Below are 14,381 nucleotides of genomic sequence, written 5' to 3'. Positions count from 1 at the left end.
GGAAACGCGAAAGGAGACTATCATGAGCGTATTATTTTTAGAATATCCCCCCTGTTCCACCTGTCAGAAGGCAAAAAAATGGCTGGACAGCCACAGCATCTCTTACGAGGCCCGTCATATCAAGGAGAAAAATCCCTCGGCCGATGAACTGAAGCAGTGGCACAGCAGAAGCGGCCTTCCGCTCAAGAAATTTTTCAATACCAGTGGTCTGCTTTATAAGAGCATGGGACTGAAGGATAAACTGCCGGCCATGAGTGAGGAAGAACAGTATAACCTGCTGTCCACAGACGGAATGCTTGTAAAACGTCCTCTTATTATTGCAGAAGATTTTGTACTGGTTGGTTTTAAAGAGGCCGAGTGGGCAGAGAAGCTGAAGTGATATTATAGTTTGTCCCCCCATTGTTATCGAAAATATATTGTTTAAGCGCCGGAGTTTTTCTGTCATCCGGCGCTTTTATTTTTCTTATTTTCTTCTTTTCCTATTATTCTGCCATCCTGCTTTTTTACCGCCCTACTTCCTCTGCCGCCTGCCTCCTCGATTGCACAGCCTTCTCTGCCATCCTGCCTCCCATTTCATCCGCTTTTCGTGTATGCTGTGTTTCCGATGCAGAATATTGATGCCAGTGTACCAACCTATATGTATTAAGCGCGCTAGCCGGCTTTCCTGTTTTTCCATTTACAGAATATTGCCGCTACAATCGTGCTGATTGTCGTAGCCACCAGTGCAGGGCCCACAACTGCCGTAGGGTTGATACTGCCATATTGAGTCCTGTATGCAATCATATTGATTGGGATCAGCTGCAAAGAGGATATATTGATAATCAGGAATGTGCACATTTCATTATTGGCAACTCCCTTTGGAACTGATTTTTTCCCTTCCCGTCTTCTGTCTTCCTCCAGGTTTTCCAGTTCTTCCATTGCCTGAAGGCCGGCCGGCGTCGCAGCCCAGCCAAGTCCCAGCATGTTGGCAATCATATTGGCAGAAATGGATTCCAGGGAAGGATGCCCCCTGGGGATCTTCGGAAAGAGAAACCTCAGAATGGGGGTCATTTTCTTTGATAGCTGCTCAATCAGCCCGGCCCGCCTGCCAACCTCCAGAATTCCGGTCCAGAATGACATGACGCCGAGCATGGTAATGCAGAGAGTCACAGCCTCCCTGGCCGAATCCAGAGCGCCGGTGGTCACGAGAGCCAGGTTTCCGTGCAGAGCCGCCCAGATAATTCCAACAAGCATCATAAATGCCCACAGATAATTCAGCATGAAATATACTCCCTGATACAGTCGATTGTTATTAATGTATGTGAAGCGGCAGACAGATATTCCGTACGGAAAATGCCGCGGGGCAATAGACATTTTTCCGGCTCTGTGTTACTATTAAACAACCAATCAGAATAAATCTGAACATTCTTAAATTCCTGCAGTCTCTGCAAATCATTTCTTAATCTCAAAACAACTTCATATAGGAGGGATTCTATGGCAAATTCTAAAAATCATATCGCTGAATTCGATAGACGCATCACCAGCTCCGGAAATCAGATTATTGGCCCCGAAAACCATGGCACAAACACCGGAAATCGTCTTACAAACCCTGAAAATCACCCTACGGGCACTGAAAGCCGCCTTACAAACAGAGAAGTAAAATCCAGCGCATTTACAGCATTTTTCAGCGACCCCGAAAACGCGGCCAGGCTTTATTCTGCCCTGGACGGAGCCGATATGGTACGTCCGGAAGATATTACATTTACCACTCTCAGCGGAGTACTTTTTATGGCCAGAAAAAATGACATGGCATTTACAGTGAAAAACAAAGTATTAGTAATCAGTGAACATCAGTCCACAGTCAATGCGAATATGCCGCTTCGGGACGCTATTTATTATGGCCGGACGATGGAAAAGCTCATTGAGCCCAGGGCACTTTACCGGACAGGCCAGATTCCGGTCCCCACTCCCGAATTCTTTGTATTCTATAACGGAAGCAAAGATTTCCCCGGTGAAAAAATCCTTAAACTTTCCGACGCATATCTTGAAAAAGCCGATCCGCCTATGTTAGAATTAATTGTAAAGGTAATCAATATCAATCTGCCGGCCAGCCATCCGATCCTGGAGCGGTGCAGACCGCTTTATGAATATTCCTTTTTCATACAGACTATAAGGGATTATATAAGTGAGGGAAAAAACCGCGACGAGGCTATTATTCAGGCCATGGCAGATTGCGAACGTGAAGGTATTATGACTGGATTTCTGAAAGAGCATGGAACGGAGGCGGTGAATATGCTGTTTACGGAATTTAATATGGAAGATGCGCTGGATGTGAGGTTTGAGGAAGGGCAAAAGGAAGGTCTTAAAGAGGGACAACTTCAAGGTAAAAAGTTAATGCTTGATCTAATAAACGCCATGATTGCCGATCACCGTACGGCAGAATTGGCAAAACTGCAAAGTGAGCCTGACTTTCTCGCTGAAATGATGGAATACTATCATCTGACATAAAACCACCAGAAAACAGGATGCCATTTGCATAATCGTATCGGCATCAAAAAAGAGAAGCAGGCGGAAGTCACTCTTCCATCCCTGTTTCTCTTTTTGTCTTTACCGTCTGAAAATTTCATTGCTTCACTACATTCTCCCGCCATTTACCCGACAGATAGAACCAGATAATCAGTATCAGACTCCCAAAAGAAGCGATCGGGGCTCCCAGCCCCACTCCGGTTAAGCCCATACCGAAGACCATGCCGAATAAGACGGAAGCCGGAACTCTCAGAGCCAATGCGGACATTACGGAGTTTATCAGTGAGAATGTCGTATGGCCGGATGCAATAAACAGGCCGTTTATCGAAAAGCAAAGGGGTACGAACAAATAGTCAAAGCTAAATGTCCTGAAATACTGTATACCACTCTGTATCATGTCCGGATTACTGTCAAACAATTCCAGAATCTGTCTTGGGAACAGCTGCACCAGAATAAAAATCATATAGCTGCACCCTACCGCTATCAGTGTGCCGGCCTTGCAGGTTTTTCCGGCTCGTTCCCATTGCCCGGCTCCGATGTTCTGTGCACACATTGTGGCGATGGAACTGCCCATTGCAATGGCCGGCATGATGGCAAACCCATTGACCTTTCCCACCACACCTACGGCCGCCGAAGCATTCACCCCGCCGATGGTATTGACAAGTGTTGTAATAATCAGGAAGGAGAAACTGGTAATTCCGTTTTGAATCGCCGCTGGAAGGCCGATTTTAATAATCAGTGAAAGCTTTTCTTTATGAAACTTGAATGAAGACGGCTTGAAATCAAAAATGAAATCATTCCTCACCATATAGATAATACAGAATATCATGCTGGCCGCCTGTGATATAACTGTCGCCACGGCGGCTCCAAACGCTCCCATGCCGAATACGGCCACCAGCAGCAGATCCAGAAATATGTTGGTTACACAGGCAATAAGGACAAAATAGAACGGTCTTTTACTGTCCCCCATTCCCCTCATAACCGCACTCAATACATTGTAACCGAAAATAAATATAACACCGGTCACCGTCACGGTCAGGTACCGGCTGGCCTCCTCAAAAGATTCAGCGGGTGTGTTGATCGCGTGAAGAACCTGATTCTTCAGAAACAGCATCATAATTGTTATGACAACGGCCGCAGCTAACAGCGTACTCATCAGGGTCGCTACCGTATCCTGCATATCGTCTCTCTTCTTGGCCCCCAGATACTGAGCCACAAGCACCGTTCCGCCCGAACAGAGCCCTACCACGATATTAGTCAGGATAAATGTCACCTGACCTCCTATATTTACTCCCGACATACTGGCCGTACCGCTGAAATTACCTACAATCAGCATGTCCGCCACGTTGTAAAGCGATTGAACAATACTGGATATCAGAAAGGGAATTGCAAACATGATAAGCTGCTTCACCACATTTCCCTTAGATAAATCATTTTCAAAATGTCCCATTTTTTCCTCCGTACATGCCCTCTGCAATTGCCTGGGCATTTTTTATATCTCTGCCAATAATATCACAGGCAAAAAGGAAATTCAATATCCCGGCAGGCCGCAGCTGTCTGAACCGTCTCCTGTGTTACCTGGTCCTGAATGTGAAACCGCATTTTTCCTCTTTCCTGCATTATACAATGGGACACCGAACGCGGAGTGGACAGCGATATTTGAACCGTATGGATCTCTTGCCATTTTGGCACGGATGAATTAAAATATTCTGGTACGGGTTGTTTGATACTCCTTCCGTATTCTGCCGGACTCTTAATATTGACCTTTATGTATGTTGATTTTTATGTACATTGACTTTCATACACGTTAATCTTTATTCGTGTTGCCTTTCAGTCGCGTTGGCTAAAAATGTTGGCCTTCAAAGACAGAGCGCCCGGTTTACCACCATCAAATATCAATTGCAGACCCAAATATATCTGCAGAAAAGGAAAAAACCATGAATCAGTCCCAGGATTTAAAAAGACTTCTGGAATCCGTTGATCACAAAAGCTATCCCGCTTATAAATCTGCTCAGGGTTCCTATGATTTTAAAGACTATATTTTATCGTTCGACCACGTTCAGGGAGATCCGTTTGCCTCCCCGTCCAAAGTCAGTGTGTTTGTTCCCCGCAAAATAAATGCATTTCCTTCCGAATATACCGACAGGCCATGGAAGAAAACCGCCCTGGAAGATTATCTGCTGCGTTGTTTCAGCCAGGAAATCTCCCGTTTTAACTTCAAGGCCAAAGGCTCCGGCAAAAGCGGCCTTATTGCTACCAGCAGGCCGGGGCAGGAGGTTTTGGAGCGCACGGCATGCGAGTGTACGGACAGCGGAATCACAGCGCGTTTCGAAGTGGGATTTCCGGCCTTTGGCAGGACTATCAACTCGGGCGAACTGATTAAAATACTGTTCGATTTTCTTCCCGGCTGCGTCAGGAATGTTTTCATTTATAAGAACAGAGATCCGAAACAGGTCCGCAGCGTGATCGAACTCGCAGAGGATCAGGAATTTATACGGAATGAACTGAAGCGCCTTAATCTTGTCTCATTTGCCGCTGACGGCTCCGTGCTGCCCAGAGAAACGGGTATTTCGGATCGGCCTATGAAAGGCAGTGTCCCGTTTATGTCTCCCGCTTCATTAAGCATCACCCTTAACCTGCCGCACCATGGCCCAATCCGCGGCATGGCGCTCCACAGAGGAATTACCCTGATAGTCGGAGGCGGCTATCATGGCAAATCCACCCTGCTGAAGGCCCTGGAAAGCGGCGTATACAATCATATTGCCGGAGACGGGCGTGAATATGTGATAACGGACGAAACCGCGGTCAAACTGCGCGCGGAGGACGGACGGAGTATCAATAATGTGGATATCTCCCTGTTCATCAATGATTTGCCGAACGGCAGGGATACCTCCCGCTTCTCCTCCGAAGACGCCAGCGGCAGCACATCACAGGCGGCGGCCGTCATTGAGGGAATCGAAGCCGGTGCGGCGGCATTTTTGATCGATGAGGATACATCCGCCACAAACTTCATGCTCCGGGACGAACTGATGGAGAAGATTGTGAGCCGTGATAAGGAACCGATCACTCCTTTTATCGAGAGGGCCCGGGAACTCTACGAGAAAGCCGGGATTTCTACCATACTGGTGGCCGGAAGCTCCGGTGCCTACTTCTATATTGCCGACACGGTAATCCAGATGGATTCTTACCGCCCCTGCGATATCACGGAGCAGGTTAGAAAGGCCTGCGATGAATATCGTGCCTCCTCAGCAGCTCCCTCAACCACAGCGCCCGGATTTAATCTTCCTGCTGCCGACAGGAAACTGATATGCAGGAACAGCGGCTCAAGTTCTTGCGGGCGAAGAGATACCCGACACAGTGAAGACCTTAGTGAAAGCTGTGGAAATGGCAGAGACGACCGCAGTGAAAAACTAAGGGGCGGCAGAGCTAACCGCGGCGAAGACCAGAGAGGTGGCAGAGATGATCGTGGGGACATCCGCAGAGAGGGTAGGGATGACCGTAGAGATGGCCGTAGAGGTGACGACAGAATTAAGGTCAAAGTTTTCGGTAAGGATTCCTTCCAGGTTGCAAAAGAGCCGGTTGACCTCCGGTTTGTTGAGCAGCTGGCCGACAGCGAGCAGACAGCGGCTCTGGCTCAGATGGTCCGGTTCTGCCTGGAACGCGATCTACTGTCACGTTATACCCTTCAGGAAACCGTGTCCCTTCTTATGAGGGAATATGAGAAAAAGGGGCTGGCGGCATTTAACAGCTCCTCCTATACGGCGATGGGATTATGCATGCCCCGCGTACAGGAAGTTTACGCATGTCTTAACCGTTTCCGGGGATAAAAACAATATACGGATATAAAGGACATGGAAATTACCCAAAAGCCTCCACTGGACAGCACCAATGGAGGCTTTTTTTAGTCGGCAATGAAAGCGTCTTCGCCGTCAATAATTGTACGTTCCACGCGAACATTTCTTATATTTTCTGCAGAAACCTCATAGAGGTTCTCGGACAGAACTACCATATCGGCCAATTTTCCAACTTCGAGAGAACCTTTTATCTGCTCCTCAAAGCTGGCGTAGGCTCCGTTGTATGTATGCATCCGCAATGCTTCTTTTATATTAACCCTCTGACATTGGGAAACTTTTCTGCCGCTGATCGTCACACGGTTGACCGCTTCAAAAATGCCGAAGAGGGGATCAGAACTGGTGACTGGGCAATCGGAGCTTCCGGCAGCGACAACCCCATTGTCGAACCATGTGCGGCAGGGAAACATTGAATCAATCCGTTTACCGTAGTTTACCACATAACCATCACCGAATTCATAAAAGAAAGCCGGCTGGGGGACAACAACAATGCCCAATTTTTTAATACGCCCTACCAGATTTTCATTGATAAAGCCGCAGTGCTCAATCCGATGCCGGTGATCCACCCTGGGTGTATCTTCCAGCGCCTTTTCGACTGCCGTTACCATCACATCCACGGCCCGGTCGCCCACGGCGTGGACGGTACACTGATAACCGGCCCGGTTGGCTTTAACCATCATGCGTTCCACCTGCTCCGGAGTATAACAGAGGATGCCCGTATCACCAGGACGCGAATCATAAGGTTCAAACATGGCCGCGGTAGGGGCGCTCGTGGATCCGTCAATCATCAGCTTGACCGGACCGATACGAAAATGTTCGTCGCCAAATCCGGTTACAATGCCGCATTTGATGTAATCATCGATAAACTGTTCACAGTCGATAAAGGTGAATAAAACAGCATAGATGCGGTTTTTGATCCTGCCACTCTGCACTCCTCTCCGCATGGCCCGCATCTGTGGATATCCGTAACAGCCGGCTACATGGATCGATGTGATACCCTGACGGATCAGACTAACCGAGGCGCATACCATAGCATCTTCAAGCATATCCTCTCCGGGCATGGCCACCTTTAAAAGATTATTGTGTGCAGCCTCTTTAAGCGTTCCGGTTATGTGTCCGTCAATTTTTTCAATCAGTCCCCCCTCTGGAGAGGGCGTGCCGTCGGATATGCCGCCAAGACGAAGCGCCATTGTATTATTGACGGAAACATGGTAACAAGCTCTCGTAATCATGACCGGATGATCCATTGTTGCCTGGTCCAGTTCTTCACAGGTTGGCATTCGTTTTTCAACCAGTTTCATTTCGTTAAGCCCCCAGCCCCGGACCCACTCGTGCTTCGGGGTCTTCTGCGCCTGCTTGCGAATCAGCTCCACAACATCTGCGATGCAAGTGGCCCGCCGGCAGTCTGCGGATACCTGCCCCATTCCAATCTGTCCCAGATGAATATGAGAATCAATAAATCCGGGAACCAGAGCTCTTCCTCTTAAATCAATTATTTCTGCCTCACCACCCGAATATTTCATAGCGTCTTCCCGCGTGCCGACATATTTAATAAGCTTTCCCTGTGTTACCAGTGCTTCGGCCACGCTGTCATTCTTGTCTACGGTAAGAATGTGTCCGTTCAGATAAATTCTTGTATGATCCATTCTATTGTTACGCTCCTTATATACCGGTATTACTCTTTACAGCAGTAACTGCCGCGACAGCAACCGGTATTGATTTATAAATTAATTACAGCATCAATTTTCTTTGCATGGATAGAGTCCTTGTCCCTGTCGGGAACAAGCAGTGAGACGATTACGGTAGCCGCCAGGGTCAGTGATATGACATTGATGTACCACGGAAGAGCGCCCGGCCACTTAATAACGGACAGAGACAGTACATTTAAGACCGCAGATACAATCAGCCCGGCTTCAACGCCGCGGCGGCTGATTCCCTTCCACAAAAATCCAAGAATAAAGGGAGGGAAGGTCGCCGACATCAGGGTTCCCCAGCCGAAGGTTCCCAGGATAGCAACACTCTCACTGGCGTAAAGGGAGTAGAATATTGCGCCAAATCCCATTGCTAGCATGGTGATACGCGACACCTTCAACTGCGTTTCGGGTTTAAAGTGAACGCCGAGAGCAGACGGAAGGTCTTTCGACAGACAGATTGCAGAGGTCGAAAGGTAAAGTGAGGCTGAGGACATCGAAGCGGCTAAAACAGCGGTGTAAGCGGCAATCTGGACTCCCAGCCCGCAGTAATCGGCAAAAACGAAAATCGCGTCGTCTGCTTTAGCCAGAGGCTGGATTTTCCCCGATGCAACCAGATAAAGGACGCCGTACCCGATGAATACCGAACCGGCGGCAACAATAATATGGCTCAGACAGTTAATGATTGCGGTTTTGGGTACATCCTTGGGGTCCTTCAGCGCATACATTCGGCTGATACACTGGGGTTGGCCGATTGTGCCGACTATCGGAATAAAAATCCATGCAAAACAGGTAGCCTTAGCGCTGGTTCCCCAGGCGTTTAACAGGTCGGGAGAAAATGTTTTAGTAATACTTCCATCCGCCGAGGTGACCGTTCCGGCTGAAGCGACGGCTTCCATAACGCCTCCCATACCGCCGGTGGTGACCAGCACCGCAATCAGCAGTACGACTACGGCGACACACATAACAACTCCCTGATATGCCTGGGTGAGCATGCCTCCAATCTCTCCCGAGAAAGACATATAAAGGGCAACCACCGAGAAAATAACCAGTCCGGAAACAATCTGGCTCCATCCCATCAGATGGCTGAGCATCGCAGCGCCTGCAGTGATTTGAGAAGAGAGGTAAGCCAGACAGCCCAGCATCAGTACAAATGACATAAATCCTTTGATCACACGGCTGTTGGCAAACCTCAAATCCGTTAAATCGCCGAGGGAGGAAACCGGCCCAAGCTCCGCCATGCCGCGCACTTTCTTAGCCAGAAGCAGCATGGCAAACGCACCGGCGCAGGATGTCAGCATCCAGAGAGCCATAGACGTTCCGTTTGCGTAGACGAGGCCGTTTACGCCCACCAGGGCAAACGCGCTGACCGTGCCCGCCATAACGGACATGCCGGTTGAAAAAGGCCCAAACTGCATGGTCGCCCCAAAAAAGTCCTGGTTGCTTTTCAGTTTTTTCATGCCGAGCCATCCAATTACAAATGATGAGAGAATAATCGCAATCGCAACTCCAAGAATAATAATCGTATTAATGTCCATTCTGTCCAGCCTCCTTTTGCTCCTGTACATCCAGCTCTTTTATTAAGCTTACAAATTCATCCCAGTCCTCCGATGACATCCAATCGCTTTTATTCACGCGCCAGCCAAGAAGAAGCGTCAGAAGGCCACCGAACCAAAAACCGCCGATAATGCAGGCAAGGGACGGATGAATGCCCAGAATCAGGGGAGGTACCACACCTGCGTAGATATCCGCAAAGTACGCGGCACAGACAAATGCTGCAATCCATACCACCGCCCAAGCTAAAATCGGATAAATAAAAAATCTTTGTTTCAATACTCCTTTGTTTGCGGCGCCGAGCATCAGATAGCACCCCATAATGAAAACACTGAGAATGAGACAGATTAAATAGTTTTCGTTTTTCCAGCCAAGCACTGTAATAGCGCACCATAAAACTGTAGATAGAATAACAAGATATTTTTTTAAGTAGGTAATTTGCAATTTTTTTCCTCCTTATGTGTGTGTTATCGTGTTTCTCTGTTTATTTCAATTGTGTGGCCAACAACAATTTTAAGAATAAAAACGAAAAAATGAATCTGCCCGCATGAATATCCGGTAAAAAAGGCGCAAAAAAATAGGCTATCCCCAATAGCTGCCTGAAAACGGCATTTTACCTGTTACAACTCATCCGGAATATCCCCTGAAACTGCTCGGTATCCCTCCGGGTATGATATATAACTTATGAAAACATAAGATGTTGTGTCAGTTGTTCCCACATCTTATGGTAGACTATCGAATATAACCTATCGTATGTTTATTCCTTTTTAACTGCAATATTGGCTTTTATTTCCAGAGCCATCGACTCCATAAATGTGTTGATGACATCCTCAAATATATCTTCACCAATTTCATCCCGGTGGTAAGTCAGATAGCTGAGAGAACGCATCATTCCGGAAAGGATCCGTGAATCCATCTTCAGCTCATAATTACATCCGGGTGACCAGCTGTTAATCAGTTCCTCCAAAACTGATTTATTCAGTTCACTGAACTCTTTCAACCCCTGTGTTCCATACTTATCACTGATATGTTTCAGGGTTCCACGCTGGTATATAATGCTTAGTACGGGACTGCCGAGTAAGTTCTTTCGGTTATCCCTGATATAGGAAAGGACAATTTCAGCAATATCGCCGGAATATCCTTTATATTTTTGCAGTAATTCCTCTTGCAGCCTCCGCCATTCTCTGGCATAAACATCGACAAAAAGTTCCCCTTTTGATTTATAAAATTGATAAAAAGTTCCCTTTCCGATGTCTGTTGCCTCAGTAATATCGGCAATCGTAATTTTTTCAAATCCAAAATGCACAAATAATTCTTTTGACTTCTCAAGAATCAGTTGTTGTATCTGGTTACGTTCTTCAGGAGAAAACGGTTTCGGCATATGCCCTCCTCATTCTTATGCATCGTCTAATTATTGGATAATTACAATAATTTTACCACTTAGAGTATGCAAAAGCAAGTAAGGCGTTCTGTGACCAAAATACTATTTCGTTCACTGTTCATATATTAGCATACAAACAATTCGTCGTCAATATACAAAACGGCTAATACAACGACCGGTTCTTAGTAAGATATGCACAAAAAAAGAGGAGTGATTCAGCCAAAAAAAAGCCAAACGGTACAGGGACAGATTTCGCTCTGGTAAAGCATAATCCGTCCCTGCACCGTTTGACTTTTTCAGCTAAGTACGTCCAGCGGCTGAACCATCAGTCCGCCCCGCCGAAACTGCTCCGTTATGGCTCCGGCCTTCTGGCCGACATACAGCTCCTGCATCACCTCATGCACCGTCACTATCTTATCGGCTCTCCATGCATTGCTTCCGCAGAAAATCAGGGCATTCTCCTCATCACCGCTCACCGCATTGACAAGGGCCTTTGTAATGCAGTATGGTATCTTCGCCTGATCACATTTCTCCAGGCAGCGGTAACAGTGGGTAATCGCCTGCTTCCCTTTTTCCACTTCTTTCAGGAAGTGGTTTCTGATCGCACGACCGGGCATTCCGACCGGGCTCTTAACGATGATGATATCCTCTTCCTTTGCATCCAGATAGGCCTGCTTATATGCCATCGGCGCATCACACTCTTCCGTGGTCACAAAGCGCGTGGCGACCTGGACACCGTCGGCTCCCAGTTCAAGCTGGTGCATTACATCCTCATGGGAATAAATGCCCCCTGCTGTTACTACCGGGATCTCTTTTTCATATTTCTGTGCGTATTCTTTGACGAGGGCGATAATCCCCCTGATCTCGTCATCATACTCAGCCTTTTTGAATGTATCTGCTGCATGTTCCGTGTCGGCTCCCAGATCATGAAGTTTATCCCGGTCAAAACCAAGATGGCCGCCTGCCAGAGGTCCCTCCACCACTACCAGATCCGGAGCCGTCTTATATTTCCTGTCCCACATCTTGCAGATGACCATGGCAGATTTTACGGAAGAAACGATCGGCGCGATCTTTGTCGCGGAACCTCTTACATACTCCGGAAGGTTGATGGGAAGCCCCGCTCCGGAAATAATCAGATTAGCTCCCGCCTTTACCGCCGCCTTCACGTACTCGGCATAATTGCGGGTGGCAACCATGATGTTGAATCCTATAATCCCGTCCGGCGATATTTCTCTCGCCTTCTTAAATTCCGTTCCGATGGCCCTTAAGTTGGCCGCCTGGGAATCCTCGGCAAAATCCGGCTCCCGAAAGCCAATCTGTGCTGTGGATATAATTCCCACTCCGCCTTCCTTTGCCACGGCTCCCGCCAGAGAAGAGAGGCTGATGCCTACTCCCATCCCGCCCTGAATAATAGGAAGTTTTGCCGTCAGCTCTCCTATTTTCAACGGTTTTAAATTACACATTCTATGTCTCCTATCCTGTTTCTAATAAACGGTAACAAGGTATCACCTGTTAACTGTACCCGCAGCAGTAACTTAAAATCCTCTGAACCTGTCGTATCTCTGACTGATTATCTCTTCAGGGGTCATGATTTCGCAGGTTTTAAAGAACTCTCTCATATGACGGTCGATGATTTCCCCGACTATCTCCACAGTCTCTGCAGTAGCAGGCAGATCCTCGGCTATGATGCGCTCCACAAGTCCAAGCTCATAAAGATCCCTGGCCGTCATCTTCATCACTTTCGCCGCCTCACTTGCCCTCTTGCTGTCTTTCCAGAGAATCGAAGCAAATCCCTCCGGTGACAGGACGGAGTAAACGGAGTTTTCCATCATCCACACTTCATTAGCTACGGCCAGGCCCAGCGCCCCGCCGCTTCCGCCTTCGCCGATTACAATAGTCAAAATCGGAACCTTTAAATCAGACATTTCATACAGGTTTCTTGCGATAGCTTCGCCCTGTCCTCTTTCCTCCGCTTCCAGTCCGCAGAACGCTCCCGGCGTGTCTACAAAGCAGATGATCGGACGGTTAAATTTCTCTGCCTGTTTCATCAGGCGGAGCGCCTTTCTGTAACCTTCCGGGGAGGGCATTCCGAAGTTGCACTTCAGGTTATCTTTGGTGGTTTTGCCTTTCTCCTGTCCGATTACCGTCACCGGCATACCGTAGAAGGTTGCAATACCGCCAAGCACCGCGCCGTCGTCGCCGTAATAGCGGTCACCGTGCATTTCCATAAAATTGTCAAATAAAACACGGATATAGTCACTGGCCACAAGGCGATCGCCGCTTCTGGACTTCAGCACCGTCTCCCATGCATCCTGCTGCCGGTTCGTTATCTTATCAAGCGTCTTCATCCTCATCTCGCCCGAGAACGGCGCAATCGGTCCCCTCGGTTTTCCCGCTGCAAGGCCTGCCGCCTCCCTGGCGCAGATTCTGGCCGCCGTCTCGCGTTTACGCTCGTCTTCGTCCATATCCTTTTGCCAGCTCTTCTTTCCGCTGTGCATCCGGAGAATCCGCGCAAGCGCCTCTTTCTGGTCTTTACGCTCTACAATGCGATCCACAAAGCCGTGTTCCAGTAAAAATTCCGCTCTCTGAAATCCTTCCGGCAGTTTCTGGCGGATTGTCTGCTCAATTACCCTTGGGCCTGCAAAACCAATCAGGGCTCCCGGCTCGGCAAGGATAATGTCACCCAGCATGGCAAAACTGGCCGTTACGCCTCCCGTTGTCGGATCGGTCAGGACGCTGACATAGAGCTGGCCCGCATCGTGGTGGCGCTTGAGGGCAGCCGAAGTCTTCGCCATCTGCATCAGGGAAACAAGCCCTTCCTGCATCCTGGCTCCGCCCGAAGCGGCAAAGATAATGACCGGAAGCTTTGCGCAGGTAGCGCGTTCCACGGCTCTGGTGATTTTCTCACCCACATTGTGGCCCATGCTGCTCATCAGGAATCTGGAATCACAGACCGCAATCACGGTATCCTGTCCGTAAATCTTTCCCTGGCCCGTAACGACGGCTTCATTGAGGCCCGATTTCTCCTTCGCAGCCCCGATCTTCTTCTCATATCCCGGGAAACCGAGAGGATTTACAAATTCCATTTCCTTATCCCATTCCTCGAAGGTTCCTTCGTCTATGAGCATTTCAATACGCCTGTGGGCATGGATACGGAAATAACCGCTGCACTTGGGGCAGACATAAAAATTGTTCTTAACATCCTCTGTATAAATCGGACGGCCGCATTTATTGCATTTGCGCCATAATCCTTTCGGGATATTGGGTTCTTCCCCGTTTTCCGGCTGGTCTTCCCCGTTCCTGTCCGCATATTTTGTATCGATTAAGGTATACGTTTTCTTAAACATATCTCTTAACATAGGCATTCTCCCCTTCTTAGACGGAAATTTTTGTTTGCAC

Annotated in this window: 11 protein-coding genes; 3 read left to right on the top strand and 8 right to left on the bottom strand. The window is 48.2% G+C overall.

Translation table 11 applies throughout. The features are described 5' to 3' along the window. Positions 1 to 22 precede the first annotated feature (22 nt). Positions 23 to 379 carry an arsenate reductase family protein gene (locus tag EJL91_RS09700; protein WP_125141731.1) on the top strand — a complete coding sequence of 119 codons (357 nt, stop codon included), beginning with the start codon at positions 23 to 25 and terminating at the stop codon, positions 377 to 379. A gap of 272 nt (positions 380 to 651) precedes the next feature. Here the strand turns inward: EJL91_RS09700 and EJL91_RS09695 are convergent, their stop codons facing one another. After that, complete coding sequence (locus EJL91_RS09695; RefSeq protein WP_125141730.1) at positions 652 to 1,260, bottom strand: nucleoside recognition protein; 609 nt, start codon at positions 1,258 to 1,260, stop codon at positions 652 to 654. A gap of 213 nt (positions 1,261 to 1,473) precedes the next feature. Here EJL91_RS09695 and EJL91_RS09690 point away from each other — a divergent pair, with 213 nt between their 5' ends. Further along, positions 1,474 to 2,487 carry a hypothetical protein gene (locus EJL91_RS09690; protein WP_125141729.1) on the top strand — a complete coding sequence of 338 codons (1,014 nt, stop codon included), beginning with the start codon at positions 1,474 to 1,476 and terminating at the stop codon, positions 2,485 to 2,487. A gap of 115 nt (positions 2,488 to 2,602) precedes the next feature. Here EJL91_RS09690 and EJL91_RS09685 read toward each other — a convergent pair whose 3' ends face one another. Next, the gene (locus EJL91_RS09685; RefSeq protein WP_125141728.1) at positions 2,603 to 3,955 is read right to left on the bottom strand and encodes an MATE family efflux transporter; all 1,353 of its coding nucleotides are present in this window, start codon (positions 3,953 to 3,955) and stop codon (positions 2,603 to 2,605) included. 487 nt (positions 3,956 to 4,442) lie between these two features. Between EJL91_RS09685 and EJL91_RS09680 the strand changes: the two genes are divergently transcribed. Continuing rightward, entirely contained in the window at positions 4,443 to 6,332 is a 1,890-nt protein-coding gene (locus tag EJL91_RS09680; protein ID WP_125141727.1) for an ABC-ATPase domain-containing protein, read from the top strand. Positions 6,333 to 6,406: 74 nt separating this feature from the next. Here EJL91_RS09680 and EJL91_RS09675 read toward each other — a convergent pair whose 3' ends face one another. The 6 genes from EJL91_RS09675 to accD form a co-directional block, all read right to left on the bottom strand. Then, the gene (locus tag EJL91_RS09675; protein ID WP_125141726.1) at positions 6,407 to 8,002 is read right to left on the bottom strand and encodes an amidohydrolase; all 1,596 of its coding nucleotides are present in this window, start codon (positions 8,000 to 8,002) and stop codon (positions 6,407 to 6,409) included. 74 nt (positions 8,003 to 8,076) lie between these two features. Further along, positions 8,077 to 9,585 carry a sodium:solute symporter family protein gene (locus EJL91_RS09670; RefSeq protein WP_164516796.1) on the bottom strand — a complete coding sequence of 503 codons (1,509 nt, stop codon included), beginning with the start codon at positions 9,583 to 9,585 and terminating at the stop codon, positions 8,077 to 8,079. Then, the gene (locus EJL91_RS09665; RefSeq protein WP_125141724.1) at positions 9,575 to 10,045 is read right to left on the bottom strand and encodes a hypothetical protein; all 471 of its coding nucleotides are present in this window, start codon (positions 10,043 to 10,045) and stop codon (positions 9,575 to 9,577) included. The genes EJL91_RS09670 and EJL91_RS09665 overlap by 11 nt, the downstream gene beginning before the upstream one ends. Before the next feature lie 313 nt (positions 10,046 to 10,358). Further along, positions 10,359 to 10,982: a TetR/AcrR family transcriptional regulator gene (locus EJL91_RS09660; protein ID WP_125141723.1), complete on the bottom strand. Its 624-nt coding sequence runs from the start codon at positions 10,980 to 10,982 to the stop codon at positions 10,359 to 10,361. Positions 10,983 to 11,278: 296 nt separating this feature from the next. Further along, on the bottom strand, positions 11,279 to 12,445 hold the full coding sequence (locus EJL91_RS09655; RefSeq protein ID WP_243125296.1) for an NAD(P)H-dependent flavin oxidoreductase: 1,167 nt from the start codon (positions 12,443 to 12,445) through the stop codon (positions 11,279 to 11,281). A 72-nt stretch (positions 12,446 to 12,517) separates the two neighbouring features. Further along, a complete protein-coding gene (accD, locus tag EJL91_RS09650; RefSeq protein WP_125141722.1) occupies positions 12,518 to 14,341 on the bottom strand; it encodes an acetyl-CoA carboxylase, carboxyltransferase subunit beta in 1,824 nt (607 codons plus the stop codon). Positions 14,342 to 14,381 lie beyond the last annotated feature (40 nt).

The organism is Clostridium transplantifaecale (assembly GCF_900626075.1).
GTDB lineage: Bacteria > Bacillota > Clostridia > Lachnospirales > Lachnospiraceae > Otoolea > Otoolea transplantifaecalis.
Note: the sequence above shows the minus strand (reverse complement) of the source record. Positions and strands in the feature narration are given on the sequence as shown.

Bases quoted from the DNA above. Each gene is read 5' to 3' on its own strand.
- EJL91_RS09655 (WP_243125296.1), bottom strand. From the start codon at position 12,445: ATGTGTAATTTAAAACCGTTGAAAATAGGAGAGCTGACGGCAAAACTT.
- EJL91_RS09680 (WP_125141727.1), top strand. From the start codon at position 4,443: ATGAATCAGTCCCAGGATTTAAAAAGACTTCTGGAATCCGTTGATCAC.
- EJL91_RS09675 (WP_125141726.1), bottom strand. From the start codon at position 8,002: ATGGATCATACAAGAATTTATCTGAACGGACACATTCTTACCGTAGAC.
- EJL91_RS09690 (WP_125141729.1), top strand. From the start codon at position 1,474: ATGGCAAATTCTAAAAATCATATCGCTGAATTCGATAGACGCATCACC.
- EJL91_RS09670 (WP_164516796.1), bottom strand. From the start codon at position 9,585: ATGGACATTAATACGATTATTATTCTTGGAGTTGCGATTGCGATTATT.
- EJL91_RS09660 (WP_125141723.1), bottom strand. From the start codon at position 10,982: ATGCCGAAACCGTTTTCTCCTGAAGAACGTAACCAGATACAACAACTG.
- EJL91_RS09685 (WP_125141728.1), bottom strand. From the start codon at position 3,955: ATGGGACATTTTGAAAATGATTTATCTAAGGGAAATGTGGTGAAGCAG.
- EJL91_RS09700 (WP_125141731.1), top strand. From the start codon at position 23: ATGAGCGTATTATTTTTAGAATATCCCCCCTGTTCCACCTGTCAGAAG.
- accD (WP_125141722.1), bottom strand. From the start codon at position 14,341: ATGTTAAGAGATATGTTTAAGAAAACGTATACCTTAATCGATACAAAA.
- EJL91_RS09695 (WP_125141730.1), bottom strand. From the start codon at position 1,260: ATGCTGAATTATCTGTGGGCATTTATGATGCTTGTTGGAATTATCTGG.